Raw genomic sequence first — 14,370 nt, 5'->3', positions numbered from 1 at the left:
GGGGGAGAGACCGCGGACGCCGAAGAGAGCACGGAAGGGGGAGAGACCGCGGACGCCGAAGAGAGCACGGAAGGGGGAGAGACCGCGGACGCCGACGGCGACCAGTCGCCCGCCTCGGACTCACCGTCCGCACCCGGCGATTCGACATACGGTGATTCCACTTCCAGTGACGACGGGTCGAGCACGCGGGATTCGACCACAGGCGACTCCGGACACGCCAAGCCTCTCGCCCAACCGGGCGCCGCCAACCGCAGGGGTCCACACGGGTGGCGGTCCCGGTCGGCGGATCGGGGGGAAGACGGAGCCCCGAACGAGTCGAAGAGCGCCTCCGCACCCGCCTCCCAGCCTGACGAGCCACCCGGCGGAACACCATTGCCCACAGTGAGCCCCACGGCCTCGGCCGGTGCGGCGCCGAGCGCCAGTGCGTCGCCCAGTGCCGATCCGGCGGCTACCTCGTCGCCCGGCCCGACCCCCACTCCGAGCGCCGAGGCTTCAGCGAGTGCTGAACCGTCTCCGAGCCCCACCCCAACCCCCACCCTCAGTGCCGAGGCTTCTGCGAGCCCCACTCCCAGCGCCGAGGCTTCTCCGAGTGCTGAACCGTCTCCGAGTCCCACCCCCAGTGCTGAGGCCTCTCCGAGTCCTACGCCCACGCCTGGCTCGACTCCGAGTCCCACCCCCAGTGCCAAGCCTTCTCCGAAGCCCTCAACCAAGCCGACCGCGAAACCGACCGCGAAACCGACCGCGAAGCCGACTGCGAAGCCGACTGCGAAGCCGACTGTGAAACCGCCGGCACCGAGGCCGCGCCCGTCGGGCGAAGTCTCACCGTCGCCGATCCCGAGGTCGACTCCTACTCCTACGAGTGCGGCCACACCGGATCCCACACCGAGCGCTCCGGCGACCACCCCCACGCCGTCCCAGGCACCTGTGCCTCCGATGCCCACCCTCTTCCCGACGCCGGACCTGACGCAGCCCGATCTCGCGCTCAACGTCCAGCCCATCCCACCGCTGAAGGTTCCCGACGTGCTGGCTCTGCTCGCCTCCGATTCCTCATCGGATGCCTGCGGGTACGGCGAAGCCGCCGAGTGCTGGACCCTCGCGCCCTGGCGGGGCCGTACCGTCCCGCGAAGCGCGTGGGTCTCCGGCCGGCCGGCCTCCCCGTCGGCCACGCCGAACTGGGCGTTCGCCCCGCCCATCGGCGAGTCTGCCGTCAAGGCTGCGGCCAAGACCACCGCACCGCCCGCTGACCGGGCAGGCTGCTGGGCCTTCAGCCCGTTCACCCGGTGCGCGACGACCGGTTGACGGGTGGAAACAGCAAGGAGCGGATCGAGATGGGCCCCGGCCATGGCCGGGGCCCATCTCGATCGCTGTGGAGGGCGCCGCCGACGCCTGCCGGGCCCACCGCGAGACGGCGGCAGGTCGAGGCTTCCAGAGCTTGGCCCCGGTTCGCTCAGTCGTTGTTCGCTCAGTCGTGTTCGCTCACGCGGGCATTCGGCACTCCGCCGACGCACCGCACCTCAACCTCGATCTCGACCTCGGGTTCGTCCGACTCGAACTTCACCCGGACTCTGTTGTCCGGCCCGGACTCGACGTCGTCCGCCTGAAACCCCTGGGCCGGGGTCCACGACCGCAGCCGGGCGAGCCCGCCGTCGCATCCGGCGATCACATGCCCTCCGCCAGTGGAGATCAACCGGAAACGGGTTTCCTGACCGGGACTCGGCCCGGGGGAAGAACGGACAGCGGAGGGCGTCGTGGAATCCGATGGCGTCGTGGAACCCGAGGGCGCCGGGGGGCCGGGGGGGTCCGGGAAGCCCGGGGCGTTCCTGACGTCCCGGCTCAGCGCGAGCGCGTTACGGACCTCATCGGGCGTCATCGGACGCTTGACGGAACTCGTGAGGGGACCGCCGAACAGGCCGATCACCATGACGCCGACACCCGTGGCGAGGACCGCGGCGACGAGCCAACCGGTCACCGCGAGCGCGAGACGTCCGAACACGCCTTCCACTCTCCCACCGCACACGCTAAACGATGGTTAAGAGCGCGATAACGGACCTGGCCCCGCCCTCGAACCGGGGCTACCGTAACGGCAAATGCCTCACGTGCTGCTCATCGAAGACGACGCCACGATCCGCGCCACCCTCACCCGGGGCCTTCGGGAGCACGGTCATGCCGTCTCCTCCGCCCACATCGCGATGGACGGCCTGCGCGCGGCCGTGTCCGACCACCCCGATCTCATCGTGCTCGACCTGGGCCTGCCCGACCTGGACGGCATCGACCTGCTGCGCATGCTCCGGGCGGTGAGCCGGGTCCCGGTGATCGTGGCGACCGCCCGGGACGGCGACGCCGAGATGATCCGCCTGCTGGACGCGGGGGCGGACGACTACGTGGTCAAACCGTACAGCGCCGCCCAACTCGACGCGCGGATCCGGGCCGTGCTGCGCCGTACGGGCACCGGGTCCGCCGACACCTCGGTGACCGTCGGCGGACTACGGGTCGACCCGCGTACCCGGGAGGCCGTCCTCGACGGAACAGCGCTGGAACTCACGCCGCGGGAGTTCGAACTGCTGCACTATCTGGCGGCCCGGGCGGGGGAGGTCGTCACCAAGCGCGAACTGCTCACCGAGGTCTGGCAGCTGCCGTACGGCGGAGCCGACAAGACCGTCGACGTCCATCTCTCCTGGCTACGCCGCAAGCTCGGCGAGAGCGCCCAGGAGCCTCGTTATCTCCAGACGGTCCGAGGCGTCGGCGTGCGCCTGAGCGCGCCGTCGTGAGGCGCTGGCTCGCCGCACTGGTCGGGGCGACCACGTCGCTGGTGCTCGTGTCCCTGCTGGTGCCGCTGGCGCTGCTCGTGCGGTCGGTGGCCGAGTCCGAGGCCGTCGACGCGGCGACCGGGGCGGCGGAGACCGTCGCGGTGGCGGCCGGCTCCGTCGACGAGGAGGCCCTGCGGCTGACCGTGGAACAGGTGAGCGCGTCGACCGGCGACCCGGTGACCGTCTTCCTGGGCGACGGCCGGACGCTCGGCGCCCCGGCGGACCGCAGCCCCGCGGTGGATCTCGCGGCCCGGGGACGGAGCGTCTCCGCCCTGGCTCCCGGCGGCCAGGTGATCCTGATGGCCGTACACGGCGCGCCGGGCGGCACCGCGGTGGTGCGCGTCTTCCTCTCCGACGCCGCCCTGACCCGTGGGGTCCGTGAGACCTGGACCGTGCTGCTGATCCTTGGCGTGTCCCTGGTGGCGCTCGGCATCCTGGTCGCCGACCGACTGGCCCGCGCCATCGTCCGGCCGACCACCGCTCTCGCGCGCGTCTCCCACCGGCTCGCCGCCGGGGACCTCGCCGCCCGGGCGACACCGGAGGGTCCTCCCGAGGTCCGGGCGGCCGGTCTGGCACTCAACCACCTCGCCGGACGCATCACCGACCTGCTCGCTGAGGAACGTGAGAACGCGGCGGACGTGTCCCACCGCCTGCGTACGCCGTTGACCGGGCTGCGTCTGGAGGCGGAGTGCCTGGCGGACCCGGACGAGGCGGCCCGGATCGAGGCCCGGGTGGACGAGCTGGAACGGGCCGTCACCGCCGTGATCAATGGCGTCCGGCGCCGATCACGGGAGCGCGCCGAATGCGATGCCGCCGCCGTGGTCGCCGACCGGGTGAGGTTCTGGTCGGTGCTTGCCGAGGATCAGGACAGGTCGGTCCTGCTCGACCTCATCCCCGGCCCGCTCACCGTGGCGGTGTCCACCGAAGATCTCGCCGACTGCGTCGACGCCCTGCTGGGCAACATCTTCGCGCACACCCCCGAAGGAACGGCCTTTTCGGTACGGCTGAGCCGTACGGACGGCGCCGTTCTCCTCACCGTGTCCGATGCCGGGCCAGGCTTCGGCGCGGCGGGGCCGCCGCGGCGCGGGGAGAGCGGCGCCGGGTCGACGGGACTGGGCCTGGACATCGCCCGCCGGGTCGCGGCCTCATCGGGCGGATCCCTCGCCCTCGGCCGTTCGGCCATGGGAGGCGCCGAGGTTCGCGTGAACCTAGGAACGGCTTAGCACGGCGTTAGTCCGACCCGCGTGATGCTGGCGGCATGAGAAACAGAGCTGCCTGGAAGACGACGGGGATCGCACTCGCGGGAATCACGGTGGCCACGGTGCTGGCCGGCGGCGGGACCGCTGCCGTCTCCGCCGCCGCGACCACCACCACCTCCACCACCTCCACCACTGCGGCCTCCACCACTGCGGTCTCGGCCTCTGCCGTCGGAGTCTCCCGGGAGAAGGCGATCGAGATCGCCAAGAAGCGCGTCCCTGGAGCCCGGGTGACCGAGGTCGAGCGTGAGCGGGAGCACGGCCACCGCACATGGAAGGTCGAGCTCCGCAAGGGACAGCGGGAGTACGAGGTCTACGTCTCCCGGTCGACCGGGAAGATCGTCAAATTCGAGAGCGAATGGGACGACGACTGACCGTGCGTGAACATGTGCGCGACCGGGCTGTCCGGCTGAGCCGGACCAGCCCGTGCTCGCCATGCGAGCGTTGAAAAACGACCATGGGGGCTCACGGTCGCGCGTCACCGGTCCCCGGCTCGGGGCGGCCGATGGAGAACACCTCGGGAGCCGCATGGTCGACCTGGAACGTGGTGTGGTCGACCGCGTACTCCTCGCGTACCAGCCGCTCGACGGTCTGCCGTACGGCGTGGCAGTCGGCCCCCGGCGCGACCAGGATGTGGGCGGACATCGCCGCGTAACCGGAGGTGACCTCCCACACGTGCAGGTCGTGCACCTCCGTCACCTGGTCGAGGGCGGCGACCCGCCGTCCGATCTCGGCGGGATCCATGCCGGCGGGGGCCGCCTCCATGAAGACGCGGCCCGAGTCGCGTACCAGGCCCCACCCGGCCTTGAGCATCAGGGCGGCCACGACCAGGGCGGCGATGGCGTCGGCGCGTCCCCAGCCGGTGAGCCATATGACGAGACCCGCCACCGTGGTGCCGATGAAGGCGTATAGATCGTTCAGGACGTGCTGGAACGCGCCCTCCACGTTGAGGCTCCGGCGGTCTGCCTTGCCGAGCAGCATGGTCGCCGCGATGTTCACCGCCACCCCGGCGATGCCCGTGATCACAAGGTATCCGCCCTGGACATCGGGGGGTGCGATCAGCCGGCCGATTCCCGCGTAGCAGAAATAGGCGCCGAGCAGGAGCAGCGTGATGCCGTTGACCTGTGCGGAGATGATCTCTGCGCGCTTGAGGCCGTAGGTGAAGCCGCCGCGCGGGGGCCTGACCGCGATCCGGATCGCGATCATCGCGAACACGATGGCGAACGCGTCGGTGAGCATGTGACCCGCGTCGGAGATGAGCGCCAGCGAGTGGGCGATGACGCCGACCGTCACCTCCACCGCCATGAAACCGACGATCAGGACGAGGGCGGCGGTCAGATAGCGGTGGTCCGCCCCGGCACCGACCGTGTGGCCATGTCCGTGACCGTGTCCATGTCCATGTCCGCGACCGCGGCCGTGTGCGTGCTTGTCCCGGTCAGTCATCTCCGCGGTCGCCTTCACCGTGGCCGATGTGGGTGATGGCCAGATCGAAGAGCATCCGTACGTGTGAGTCCGCCAGCCGGTAGTAGGCCATTCGCCCGGCGCGGCGCACCCTCACCACGCGGTTGGCGCGCAACAGGCGCAGCGCGTGCGACGCGGCGGACATGCTCTGCCCGGTCGTCTCCGCGAGGTCGCACACGCACATCTCGCCGGCCTCCAGAAGCGCGGCGATGAGCCGGAGCCGCCCGGGGTCGGCCAGCAGCCCGAAGACCTGCGCCAGGTCCTGCACGGTCTCATCCGATGGCAGGGACCGCTGAATCTCGGCCACCCGGTCGGCGTCGATCCCCGTCGACGCGCACGAGTCGGCAGGCATCGGTACAACAGTTGAACGATTATTCATGTGTTGAAGTATAAGTCCCCTGTTTCCTCAAGGGAAGGCAAAGAATCCGTCGCGCGCTGATCACGAGTGTATCCGCTAGGTAATTGGACAACTACTGAAAGTGGTAGCCGTCCGAAGGTGCGGCTGCAGGGGGAAAGGTCGGTGAGGCGGATGGGCCAGGGGCATGGTCAGGGGTACGGCACGGCGGACGTGGCGGAAGGCGAACCATCCGTACGGCCGCCCTACACGCTGGCGGGATTCCTGAGTCCGGCGGCGGTGCGCAACCAGGTGTTCACCGTCGTCCGGCTGCGCGAGGGCTACGACCTGGCGGAAGTTGACAGGTTCCTGGGCCTGGTGGAGATCACGTTGACCCGGCTCATGCGGGAGAACGAAGAGCTCAGGACGGCCCAGGCGCAGCAGGAGCCGCCGATCTCCGGGGAGAACGCGGTGCGCATCGTGGAGATCGTCCAGGAGGCGGCCGACCGGACGATCACCATGGCCCATCAGGAGGCGCAGGCGATCCTCGCGGACGCCCGGGAGCGGGCCGCCCTTCAGGAGCGGGAGACCCGGGACAGCCGCCACGCGGCGCTGGACCGGCGGATCGAGGGCCTGCACGCCTTCGTCGCCGGGTTCGGCAACCAGTTGAAGGAGAGCCTGGACGGTCAACTCAACCGGCTGCACAACCTGCTCGACGGTCTCCAGGACCCGGATGGCTGCGAAACCGGGGCCATGCAGTTCGCGGGGTCACCGGACGCCGCGCTTCCGGAGGGTTGACCCCCGGTCGTGTCGGACAGCGATGAAGAAGGTCTCACCAATGCCTATTTCGGATTGGGCACGGGCCGTGGGGCCGGTGCTGGAAGAACGCCCCGCCGGCCGGGAGGCCTGGGCGGCCGTGCTGCTCGTCTGCGCCGCCACCCTGGCGGGGGCGTGGCTGGCCAGGCGCAACTCGCGGCGCGTCGCCGTATGGCTGGCGGTGGCGTCGGCGGTGATGCTGGTCACGGCCCTGGTCGACCTGCTCCCCGGCGCATGGTTCGCGGCGCGACGCGCCGGCACCCCGCTGTGGTGGCTCGGACTCGCCGCCGCGTTCGGGTTCCTCGTCGTCACCTACTTCACCCGCAAGGGGTGCGGCCATCCGCACGGCCATCCATACGGCCATCCACACGGCCATGCGAATGGCGCACACGGCGATGCGCACAGCCACGCTCATGACCAGGTGGCGGCCAGGTCCGCCGGGCTGCACGCTCCCGGCCGGCACCGCCGGGTCGGGGCGGCGGTCGACGCCGCGCTGTTCGGCGGCCTGGGAACGGCGGCGGCACTCACCTTGCACCGCGGGATCGAGGGGGCGACCCTGGCGCTGACCGCGTCCGCGGTGGTCGTCGTCGCGCTGGCGGTCCATTCGGCGAGTGAGGGGCTGGCACTGGCCGCGCTGCTGGACATCGCCCGGCAGCGCCTCACGCCGTGGCTGGTCGTGGCGTGCGTCAGCCCGGCCGTGGGTGTCCTGTCCGCCACCTTCAGCCCGCTGCCCGACAAGCTGGTGCCCGTCCTGCTCGGCATGGTCATGGGGGTCCTGCTCAGAACCTCGTTCGTCGGCCTGAGACTCGCCGCCGGCACCCGGCGGAGCGGACGCCTCTCCAAGCGTCAGGTGGCCATCGCGGTCATCGTGGCGACCGCCATCGGTGTCCTGCTGGCCACGGCACACGACCTCCGGAACCACGAGAAGCTTCAGGGAATTCTCGGAATGACGGGGAACAGCCGAGATGCGGGGCATGATTACGTGGACGCAGGCCCTACCTGAATCTGGGGGATGAGGCGCATGTCATCGTCCGTCGCCGTACGCCGGGTGTATGACGATCCGATGCCGGAGGACGGGGCGCGCGTGCTGGTGGACCGCATCTGGCCACGCGGCCTGCGCAAGGAGGCGGCGCACCTGGACGAGTGGCTCAAGGATGTCGCGCCGTCATCGGAGCTGCGTGCCTGGTACGGCCACGTGCCGGAGAGGTTCGGCGAGTTCCGGCACCGTTACCTCGCCGAGTTGGCCGATGAACCGACCGACCCCGCCCGGCAGGCGGCCCTCGATCGGCTTCGTTCACTGCGGGAACAGGGACCGGTGACGTTGCTGACCGCGACGAAGGACGTCGCGCGCAGCAACGCCGCCGTCCTCGCCGAGATGCTCTCCGCGCCGACCGCCTGAGCCGTACCGCCGCCCTATCGACCGCGCTCCTGAGGTGGGGCGCTGGGTGGTGTCCCGTGGCTGTACCGCCTGATGTCGGCGGTTCGCGGCGGGCTCTTTGATCGCCGCCTGCTCGCGGGAACGCGAGAACACGACTTGGTCGGCGAGTGGTCCGTTATGTGCAGATTTGCGTTTCTATCTCACCTTCTAGGGCATGCATCCGGTTTGTCCGGGATCACGTACGGCAGGCCAGCGGCGATGTCCACGAGGAGGCGCGCTCATGAAAGACGGACTGAAGGTGGCCCTGGCCGTCCTCGCGGGCTATTACCTCGGGCGGCGCCACAAGCTGGGCTTGGTGGCCGTACTCGCGCTGGCCATCCTGGCGAACCGTCTTCGGGGGGAGGGGGCCGGGGGCGGTCTCCTCCAACAGGGCACCAAGATCCTCGGTGGCACCTCACCCGAGCTCGGCAAGATCAGCGAGCGGGTCCGCGGCGATCTGCTGGACATCGGCAAGGCCGCGGTGGCGGCCGCGACCAGCAAGCAGATCGACTCGCTGAGCGACAAGCTGCACGAGCGCGCCGAGGCCCTCCGGCGCCCCAAGGTCCCCACCCGCCGGCCCGCTCCGGAGGCCGCCGAGCCCGAAGAAGAGGACTACGCGGAAGAGGAGGACTTCGAGGAGGAGCCGTACGAAGAGGAGGAGCCTGAGGAGTTCGAAGCCGAGGAACGGCCGAAGCCGCGCATCCAGCGCCCGTCGCGGCCGGTCTTCCGTCGGAGGTGAGCGTGATGTCCGAGCAGTTGAGGGAGACGACCGCGGGTAAGACGGCGGTTCACGAGCTGCCGACGCGCAGGCTCGGCCAGGAGGTGCGGAACCTGGCGACGGCGGTGGCGGAGCGGGCGCTCTCGTCGGTGACCGACAAGGTCGACGGAATGGCGGGCCGGCTGACCGACTACGTCGAGCACGGCGTGGACGGCGAGTCCGGCCTGTTCGGCGCGGTTACGGGCCGTGGGACGGGGCTGCTCGCCTCGGTGGCCCAGGCGTTCACCGGCGGGAGCGGTGGTGGTGGGAGCCACCCCATACGGGCTGCGCTCGGCGCGTACGCCAAGGAGAAGATCAAAGGTCTCTTCGGCGGCGGCACGGGCAAAGGCGGCAAGGGCAAGAAGCTGAAGGTCACCAACATCGTGGAGGCGCTCGACATCGGCGCTCCGCTGCGACTGGTCTATGACCAGTGGACCCGCTTCGAGGATTTCCCGTCCTTCATGAAGAAGGTCGAATCGGTCGAGCAGAAGTCCGACGAGAAGCTGGGCTGGAAGGCCCAGATCTGGTGGTCGCACCGCACGTGGGAGTCCACGATCACCGAGCAGATCCCCGACAGCCGGATCATCTGGCGTTCCAAGGGGCCGAAGGGGTACGTGGACGGCGCGGTGACCTTCCACGAACTCTCGCCCGGCATGACCCGCGTCCTGCTGGTCCTGGAATATCACCGCCAGGGGCTGTTCGAGGGCATCGGGAATCTGTGGCGTGCCCAGGGCCGCCGGGCCCGGCTGGAGTTCAAGCACTTCAGGCGGCATGTCATGACGCAGTCCCTGCTGCACCCCGAGGAGATCGAGGGCTGGCGGGGCGAGATCCACGAGAGCCGAGTGGTCAAGGACCACGAGACCGCGCTGCGCGAAGAGCGGGAGCTCGAGGGGCGCGAGGTCCCGGAGGGTGGAAGGCGGCGCCGCGTACCCGCCGAAGCGGGAGCCGAGCCGGGAGCCCAGGTTGAGCGGGGAGCCCAGGTTGAGCCGGGAGCCCAGGTTGAGCCGGGAGCCGAGGTCGAAGCGGAGGAGGTGGCGGAAACGCGCGGCACCCGAGAGGCCCGTGAGTACGCCCGCGTCCCGGCCGACGGTTCCCGCCGGGCCGGCGAGCCCATGGAACGGCCGGTACGGCGCCGCCGGCCGATGGCGGAGACGAGAGCGAGGAGGAGAAACGCATGACCGTAGCCGTTCCGTCCGGAGGCGGCGGCCTACCCGGTCGACCATCCGGGTCCGGCCTGGCAGACGTTATCGACACGATTCTGGACAAGGGCCTCGTCATCGACGCCTACGTCCGGGTATCGCTCGTGGGCATCGAGATCCTGACCATCGACGCACGCATCGTCGTCGCGAGCGTGGACACCTACCTTCGATTCGCGGAGGCCGTGAACCGGCTGGATCTCTCGCAGACGCAGGACACCCTGCCGGAATTCCTGAGCGGCATGACCGAGGGGGTGGCGCGGGGCAAGTCGAAGGGAGTAGCCAAGGGCGTGCTCGAGGCGGCCGGAGAAAGACTGCAGGACTTCGTCTCCGGGCACACGGAGCAGGGCCAACCGGCGTCTCGTCCGCGCCGCCGACGGGAAGGGAGCTGAGATGTCGGGCCACACCGAAATGTCGGGTCGGGCCAGGGCGTCATCGGGAGCGGCGCCCCGAGCAACCGCGTCCCGAGCAACCGAGTCTCGAACCGCCGAGTCCCGAACCGCCGAGTCCCGAAGCGGCGCGTCCCAAGCGACCGCATCCGCGACCGCCCGTGCCGCCGACCGGCCCGCGGCCTCCCCGCACAACATGGCGTGCTACGTCTACGGCATCGTGCCCGAGGACGTCGAGATCAGCCCGGACGCCGTCGGCGTCGGAGACCCGCCCAACCAGATCAAGATCGTACGGCATGGTGAGATCGCCGCACTGATCAGCGACGTGGACGTGAACCGCCCCCTTGGCCGGGCGCAGGACCTCGTGGCCCACGAAGAGCTCCTGGACGCCGCCGCCACCGAGGTGCCCGTGCTGCCGCTTCGCTTCGGCGCCGTGCTGACGACTCCCGACGCGGTCGTCGAGGAACTGCTCACCCCGCATCACGACCAGTTCGCCTCCGCCCTCCAGCAGATCGAGGGCCGCGTGCAGTACGTCGTCAAGGCCCGTTACGCGGAACGCCCGATCCTGATGGCGGTGCTGGCCGAGAACGTCGAGGCCAGACGGCTGCGCGACCGGATCCGCGACCTGCCGGAGGACGCCACCCGCCCCGAGCGCATCCGGCTCGGAGAGGTGATCACTCAGGTGATCGAGGTCAAGCGGGAGGCCGACACCCAGCGGCTGGTCGACCGCTTCGCCTCCTGTACGGCGGCCGCCAACATCCGGGAGCCGACGCACGAGCGAGACGCCGCCCACGTCGCGTTCCTGGTGGAGACCGACCGCGTCCCCGACGTCGAGCGCACGCTGGACGAACTGCGCCATGACTGGTCGGACCTCGTCGAGGTGCGCGTGCTCGGTCCCATGGCGCTGTACGACTTCGTCACCACCGGATGAGGCGACCACGGGATGAGGCGACCCCGAGATGAGGCGCCACGGGATGAGCCGCGGAAGACGATCCAAGCGTACGAAGGAGGAGGACAGGTGGGACTCTTCGGCTTGCTTTTCGGCTGGCCGCTCGCCCCCGTCCACGCCGTGGTCCGGCTCGGCGAGCTGATCCAGGAACAGGTCGAGCGCGAACTGCGCGACCCGGCGGCGGTGCGGCGACGCCTGGAGGCGATCGAGGAGGCCAGACGCGCGGGCGAGATTTCCGAAGAGGAGGAGGCACGTGCCGTGGAAGAGGTGCTCCGGCTGATGACCACCGGCCCGCGGAGAGGGTGATCCTATGCCTCCCAGCCGACGATTCCGCTACGAAGACGAGGCCGAGCCGTACGGGCGCGGCGCCGCCTCCGAGGTGGTGACCGAGGAGAGCGACGAGCGGGTCGACCGGCGGCGTGCCCGTGCACTCAACGCGGAGACGGCCGGGCGGGCCGGTGCCCGCTACATAGCCGACCTGACGGGGAAGATCCCGGAGGGTGTCACGCTGGTGGAGCCGATCGAGCACGGCTGGGTGGTGGGCGTGGAGGTGATCGAGGACCACCGGATCCCGTCGTCCGGCGACATCCTCGCCATCTATGAGGCGGAGATGGACGACACGGGGGACCTTCTGGCGTACCGCCGGACCCGGCGCTACCGGCGGGGCACCGGGGACTGCGTCGAGGGCCTGCCACGATGAGCGACCCGCGCGCCCGCCCGGTCCTGCGGGACTCCTATGCGCCCACCGCGCCCGCCGCGCGGGGGTCCGCCAACCTGGGCGACATTCTGGAGCGGGTCCTGGACCGGGGCATCGTGATCGCCGGGGATATCCGGGTGAACCTGCTGGACATCGAACTGTTGACGATCAAGCTGCGCCTGGTGATCGCGTCGGTGGACACGGCGCGTGAGCTCGGCATCGACTGGTGGGAGCACGATCCCTGGCTCACCGGGAAGAACCGTGAGCTGCTGGAGGAGAACCGGCGGCTGCGCGACCGCCTCGCCGCCGTCGAGCAGCATTCCTCCCTGCCGAGACCCCCGGATCCGGAGGATCTGGCACCGGAGCAGACAGGGAGAACAGGTGAGGCGGGCCGACCTCGCGGAACGGAGCGGCACGGTGAGTGAGCAGGGCGATCACGGCGGTCAGGGCGTCTACCTGTACGCGGTGACGGGTGATCTGGGCGAGGACGGCCGGCGGGAAGGGCTCACCGGCATTCTCGGCGCACCCGTCCAGGTGATCGGGCATCGGGGGCTGCTCGCCCACGTCAGCCGGGTGCCGCTGGACCGGTTCGGCGAGGAGCCGCTGCGCCGCCACCTGGAGGACCTGGACTGGGTCGAAGGGGTGGCCCGAGCCCACCACCATGTGGTGGAGACCCTCGCGGACGGCACGCCGACGGCGCCGGTGCGACTGGTCACCGTGTACCACGGCGAGGCGCAGGTGCGTGACCTGCTCGACCGCCGGCACGACGACTTCACCGCGGTGCTGGCGCGGGTCGCCGGGCGCCGGGAATGGGGCGTCAAAGCGTACGTGAACCCCGCCACCGCGGCGACCGAGCCCGGCGGGAGCAGCGGCGAACCAGGCCCGGGTGGCGACTCGGTCGCCGGCTCAGGCCGCGAATCCGGCGGCAGTCCGGGCACCGCCTATCTCCGGCGGCGCAAGGCGTCGCTGCACAGCCGGCAGGACCTGTGGCGGGCGGCGGCCGAACGGGCCGAGCGGCTGCACGCCGCGCTGGAGACCGTCTCGGTGGCCGGACGCCGCCACCGCCCGCAGGACCCGCGCCTGTCCGGCAGGACCGACTGGATGGTGCTCAATGGCGCCTACCTGGTGGACGCGGACCGGGAGGAGGAGTTCGCCGCCGTGCCGGCCCCCTTCCGGGAGCAGGGGATCGTCGTGGAGCTCACCGGGCCCTGGGCGCCCTACTCCTTCACGGACGCATCTATCGGGGCGTCTACGGAGGCGCCCCCCACGGAGGCACCCACGGAGGCACCCACGGAGGCATCGCCATGACGATCGAAAGCGGCAGAGGAGCGGCGCCGGCGGCCGAGGGACGCCTGCCGCCCGAGCGCGTGGCGCTGGTCGACCTGCTCGACCGGCTGCTGTCGGGCGGTGTCGTGGTCGCGGGCGACCTGGTCCTGTCCATCGCGGACATCGATCTCGTACGGATCTCCCTGCGTGCTCTGATCGCGTCCGTACGGGAGGCCGATGTCGTCGGCGGATACGAGGAGCGGGAGCATGAGCCGTATCGATGACGACCGCTGTGACGACCGCTATGACGACCGGTGGGACGGCGAACGGGAGCCGACGACCCAGTGGCGGCTCAACACCGACCCGGAGGCGGTCGAGCGTGACCTGAGCCGCCTGGTCCTCACGCTGGTGGAGCTCCTCCGGCAGCTCGTCGAGCGCCAGTGCATCAGGCGGATGGACCAGGGCGACCTGTCCGACGAGCAGATCGAGACGCTCGGCCTGACGCTGATGCGCCTGGAGGAGGCGATGACCGAGCTGTGCGACCGCTTCGGGCTGTCCCTCAGCGATCTCAACCTGGATCTCGGGCCCCTCGGCACCCTGCTGCCCACCGATTAGGCATCCTGGACGAAGGTCCGGGCGAGGTGGCCGAGGCCGGCCTCGGCGTAGTGGAGCGCGCCGATCATGCGGCGGGCCGAAGCGGGCACCCGGTGGTCGATCAGGTGAGCGGCGATCTCCAGGTAGTGCTCCCGGGCCTCCCGCAGCCAGTCCGCCATCGGATACACGTCGTGCGGCATCGGCCCGTGTGGCTTTCGCAGCACCTTCTCCGGGGGAGCCTGATGCAGCCGGCTCAGTCCCCGGCCCAGCTCGACCACCGTCCCGACCGGTAAACCCGGCAGATGACGGTGCAGCACGGCGTGGATTTCGTCGAACATTCCCGCACCTTAACCCGGAGGGGCAGGAAGCGGGGGGAACGTCACCGGCACCTCCTCCTTCTCCAGGCTGATCCCGGGCCCGCCGGTGATGGG

At 70.5% G+C, this 14,370-nt stretch carries 21 protein-coding genes and 1 pseudogene; 17 read left to right on the top strand and 5 right to left on the bottom strand.

Features of this window, described 5'->3' with window-relative positions; translation table 11 throughout:
* Positions 1 to 908, bottom strand: a pseudogene (locus tag Mth01_RS27045) (hypothetical protein); the annotation flags it as partial.
* Between the two features lie 25 nt (positions 909 to 933).
* Between Mth01_RS27045 and Mth01_RS27040 the strand changes: the two are divergent.
* Positions 934 to 1,299 carry a hypothetical protein gene (locus Mth01_RS27040; RefSeq protein WP_204018785.1) on the top strand — a complete coding sequence of 122 codons (366 nt, stop codon included), beginning with the start codon at positions 934 to 936 and terminating at the stop codon, positions 1,297 to 1,299.
* Between the two features lie 163 nt (positions 1,300 to 1,462).
* On the opposite strand, the gene Mth01_RS27035 is transcribed toward Mth01_RS27040, so the two are convergent.
* Positions 1,463 to 1,993, bottom strand: coding sequence for a hypothetical protein (locus tag Mth01_RS27035; protein ID WP_204018784.1), 531 nt, complete (start codon positions 1,991 to 1,993; stop codon positions 1,463 to 1,465).
* 94 nt (positions 1,994 to 2,087) lie between these two features.
* On the opposite strand from Mth01_RS27035, the gene Mth01_RS27030 reads away from it, so the two are divergent.
* Genes Mth01_RS27030 through Mth01_RS27020 form a run of 3 tightly spaced genes read left to right on the top strand, consistent with a single transcriptional unit; the run spans position 2,088 to position 4,437 of the window.
* Entirely contained in the window at positions 2,088 to 2,768 is a 681-nt protein-coding gene (locus Mth01_RS27030; RefSeq protein ID WP_204018783.1) for a response regulator transcription factor, read from the top strand.
* A complete protein-coding gene (locus Mth01_RS27025; RefSeq protein WP_204018782.1) occupies positions 2,765 to 4,030 on the top strand; it encodes a sensor histidine kinase in 1,266 nt (421 codons plus the stop codon). The genes Mth01_RS27030 and Mth01_RS27025 overlap by 4 nt, the downstream gene beginning before the upstream one ends.
* Before the next feature lie 35 nt (positions 4,031 to 4,065).
* The gene (locus tag Mth01_RS27020) at positions 4,066 to 4,437 is read left to right on the top strand and encodes a PepSY domain-containing protein (protein ID WP_204018781.1); all 372 of its coding nucleotides are present in this window, start codon (positions 4,066 to 4,068) and stop codon (positions 4,435 to 4,437) included.
* 91 nt (positions 4,438 to 4,528) lie between these two features.
* Here Mth01_RS27020 and Mth01_RS27015 read toward each other — a convergent pair whose 3' ends face one another.
* Together Mth01_RS27015 and Mth01_RS27010 are read right to left on the bottom strand one after the other, a co-directional pair.
* Positions 4,529 to 5,506, bottom strand: coding sequence for a cation diffusion facilitator family transporter (locus tag Mth01_RS27015; RefSeq protein ID WP_204018780.1), 978 nt, complete (start codon positions 5,504 to 5,506; stop codon positions 4,529 to 4,531).
* Complete coding sequence (locus tag Mth01_RS27010; protein WP_204018779.1) at positions 5,499 to 5,876, bottom strand: ArsR/SmtB family transcription factor; 378 nt, start codon at positions 5,874 to 5,876, stop codon at positions 5,499 to 5,501. The genes Mth01_RS27015 and Mth01_RS27010 overlap by 8 nt, the downstream gene beginning before the upstream one ends.
* A gap of 177 nt (positions 5,877 to 6,053) precedes the next feature.
* Between Mth01_RS27010 and Mth01_RS27005 the strand changes: the two genes are divergently transcribed.
* The 13 genes from Mth01_RS27005 (at position 6,054) to Mth01_RS26945 (ending at position 13,960) form a co-directional block, all read left to right on the top strand.
* Positions 6,054 to 6,656 carry a DivIVA domain-containing protein gene (locus Mth01_RS27005; RefSeq protein ID WP_204018787.1) on the top strand — a complete coding sequence of 201 codons (603 nt, stop codon included), beginning with the start codon at positions 6,054 to 6,056 and terminating at the stop codon, positions 6,654 to 6,656.
* Between the two features lie 40 nt (positions 6,657 to 6,696).
* A complete protein-coding gene (locus Mth01_RS27000) occupies positions 6,697 to 7,677 on the top strand; it encodes a ZIP family transporter (protein WP_204018778.1) in 981 nt (326 codons plus the stop codon).
* A gap of 18 nt (positions 7,678 to 7,695) precedes the next feature.
* A complete protein-coding gene (locus Mth01_RS26995) occupies positions 7,696 to 8,073 on the top strand; it encodes a DUF488 domain-containing protein (RefSeq protein ID WP_204018777.1) in 378 nt (125 codons plus the stop codon).
* Between the two features lie 259 nt (positions 8,074 to 8,332).
* Positions 8,333 to 8,830, top strand: a complete 498-nt coding sequence (locus Mth01_RS26990) for a hypothetical protein (protein ID WP_204018776.1) — start codon at positions 8,333 to 8,335, stop codon at positions 8,828 to 8,830.
* Positions 8,831 to 8,835: 5 nt separating this feature from the next.
* The gene (locus tag Mth01_RS26985) at positions 8,836 to 10,026 is read left to right on the top strand and encodes an SRPBCC family protein (protein WP_204018775.1); all 1,191 of its coding nucleotides are present in this window, start codon (positions 8,836 to 8,838) and stop codon (positions 10,024 to 10,026) included.
* Positions 10,023 to 10,436, top strand: coding sequence for a gas vesicle protein GvpJ (gvpJ, locus tag Mth01_RS26980; RefSeq protein ID WP_204018774.1), 414 nt, complete (start codon positions 10,023 to 10,025; stop codon positions 10,434 to 10,436). The genes Mth01_RS26985 and gvpJ overlap by 4 nt, the downstream gene beginning before the upstream one ends.
* Before the next feature lie 193 nt (positions 10,437 to 10,629).
* Positions 10,630 to 11,364 carry a GvpL/GvpF family gas vesicle protein gene (locus Mth01_RS26975; protein ID WP_204018773.1) on the top strand — a complete coding sequence of 245 codons (735 nt, stop codon included), beginning with the start codon at positions 10,630 to 10,632 and terminating at the stop codon, positions 11,362 to 11,364.
* Between the two features lie 87 nt (positions 11,365 to 11,451).
* Positions 11,452 to 11,688 (top strand): gas vesicle protein GvpG, encoded by a 237-nt coding sequence (locus Mth01_RS26970; RefSeq protein ID WP_204018772.1) that lies wholly within the window; start codon positions 11,452 to 11,454, stop codon positions 11,686 to 11,688.
* A gap of 4 nt (positions 11,689 to 11,692) precedes the next feature.
* The gene (gene gvpO / locus Mth01_RS26965) at positions 11,693 to 12,082 is read left to right on the top strand and encodes a gas vesicle protein GvpO (protein WP_204018771.1); all 390 of its coding nucleotides are present in this window, start codon (positions 11,693 to 11,695) and stop codon (positions 12,080 to 12,082) included.
* The gene (locus Mth01_RS26960) at positions 12,079 to 12,504 is read left to right on the top strand and encodes a gas vesicle protein (protein ID WP_204018770.1); all 426 of its coding nucleotides are present in this window, start codon (positions 12,079 to 12,081) and stop codon (positions 12,502 to 12,504) included. Before gvpO ends, Mth01_RS26960 begins: the two co-directional genes overlap by 4 nt.
* Complete coding sequence (locus Mth01_RS26955; RefSeq protein ID WP_239090039.1) at positions 12,461 to 13,387, top strand: GvpL/GvpF family gas vesicle protein; 927 nt, start codon at positions 12,461 to 12,463, stop codon at positions 13,385 to 13,387. Before Mth01_RS26960 ends, Mth01_RS26955 begins: the two co-directional genes overlap by 44 nt.
* Positions 13,384 to 13,629, top strand: a complete 246-nt coding sequence (locus Mth01_RS26950; protein ID WP_204018769.1) for a gas vesicle protein — start codon at positions 13,384 to 13,386, stop codon at positions 13,627 to 13,629. The genes Mth01_RS26955 and Mth01_RS26950 overlap by 4 nt, the downstream gene beginning before the upstream one ends.
* Positions 13,613 to 13,960: a gas vesicle protein K gene (locus Mth01_RS26945; RefSeq protein WP_204018768.1), complete on the top strand. Its 348-nt coding sequence runs from the start codon at positions 13,613 to 13,615 to the stop codon at positions 13,958 to 13,960. The genes Mth01_RS26950 and Mth01_RS26945 overlap by 17 nt, the downstream gene beginning before the upstream one ends.
* On the opposite strand, the gene Mth01_RS26940 is transcribed toward Mth01_RS26945, so the two are convergent.
* Positions 13,957 to 14,277: a hypothetical protein gene (locus tag Mth01_RS26940; protein WP_204018767.1), complete on the bottom strand. Its 321-nt coding sequence runs from the start codon at positions 14,275 to 14,277 to the stop codon at positions 13,957 to 13,959. The genes Mth01_RS26945 and Mth01_RS26940 overlap by 4 nt on opposite strands.
* Positions 14,278 to 14,370 lie beyond the last annotated feature (93 nt).

Origin of the sequence: Sphaerimonospora thailandensis, from assembly GCF_016863115.1 — a bacterium.
Classification (GTDB): domain Bacteria; phylum Actinomycetota; class Actinomycetes; order Streptosporangiales; family Streptosporangiaceae; genus Sphaerimonospora; species Sphaerimonospora cavernae.
Note: the sequence above shows the minus strand (reverse complement) of the source record. Positions and strands in the feature narration are given on the sequence as shown.

Excerpts from the sequence above, each read along its gene's own strand:
- Mth01_RS27015 (WP_204018780.1), bottom strand. The coding sequence starts at position 5,506 with ATGACTGACCGGGACAAGCACGCACACGGCCGCGGTCGCGGACATGGA.
- Mth01_RS27000 (WP_204018778.1), top strand. The coding sequence starts at position 6,697 with ATGCCTATTTCGGATTGGGCACGGGCCGTGGGGCCGGTGCTGGAAGAA.
- Mth01_RS27010 (WP_204018779.1), bottom strand. The coding sequence starts at position 5,876 with ATGCCTGCCGACTCGTGCGCGTCGACGGGGATCGACGCCGACCGGGTG.
- Mth01_RS26990 (WP_204018776.1), top strand. The coding sequence starts at position 8,333 with ATGAAAGACGGACTGAAGGTGGCCCTGGCCGTCCTCGCGGGCTATTAC.
- Mth01_RS27040 (WP_204018785.1), top strand. The coding sequence starts at position 934 with ATGCCCACCCTCTTCCCGACGCCGGACCTGACGCAGCCCGATCTCGCG.
- Mth01_RS26975 (WP_204018773.1), top strand. The coding sequence starts at position 10,630 with ATGGCGTGCTACGTCTACGGCATCGTGCCCGAGGACGTCGAGATCAGC.
- Mth01_RS27030 (WP_204018783.1), top strand. The coding sequence starts at position 2,088 with ATGCCTCACGTGCTGCTCATCGAAGACGACGCCACGATCCGCGCCACC.
- Mth01_RS26950 (WP_204018769.1), top strand. The coding sequence starts at position 13,384 with ATGACGATCGAAAGCGGCAGAGGAGCGGCGCCGGCGGCCGAGGGACGC.
- Mth01_RS27020 (WP_204018781.1), top strand. The coding sequence starts at position 4,066 with ATGAGAAACAGAGCTGCCTGGAAGACGACGGGGATCGCACTCGCGGGA.
- Mth01_RS27005 (WP_204018787.1), top strand. The coding sequence starts at position 6,054 with ATGGGCCAGGGGCATGGTCAGGGGTACGGCACGGCGGACGTGGCGGAA.
- Mth01_RS26995 (WP_204018777.1), top strand. The coding sequence starts at position 7,696 with ATGTCATCGTCCGTCGCCGTACGCCGGGTGTATGACGATCCGATGCCG.
- Mth01_RS26940 (WP_204018767.1), bottom strand. The coding sequence starts at position 14,277 with ATGTTCGACGAAATCCACGCCGTGCTGCACCGTCATCTGCCGGGTTTA.
- gvpO (WP_204018771.1), top strand. The coding sequence starts at position 11,693 with ATGCCTCCCAGCCGACGATTCCGCTACGAAGACGAGGCCGAGCCGTAC.
- Mth01_RS26985 (WP_204018775.1), top strand. The coding sequence starts at position 8,836 with ATGTCCGAGCAGTTGAGGGAGACGACCGCGGGTAAGACGGCGGTTCAC.
- Mth01_RS26945 (WP_204018768.1), top strand. The coding sequence starts at position 13,613 with ATGAGCCGTATCGATGACGACCGCTGTGACGACCGCTATGACGACCGG.
- gvpJ (WP_204018774.1), top strand. The coding sequence starts at position 10,023 with ATGACCGTAGCCGTTCCGTCCGGAGGCGGCGGCCTACCCGGTCGACCA.
- Mth01_RS26960 (WP_204018770.1), top strand. The coding sequence starts at position 12,079 with ATGAGCGACCCGCGCGCCCGCCCGGTCCTGCGGGACTCCTATGCGCCC.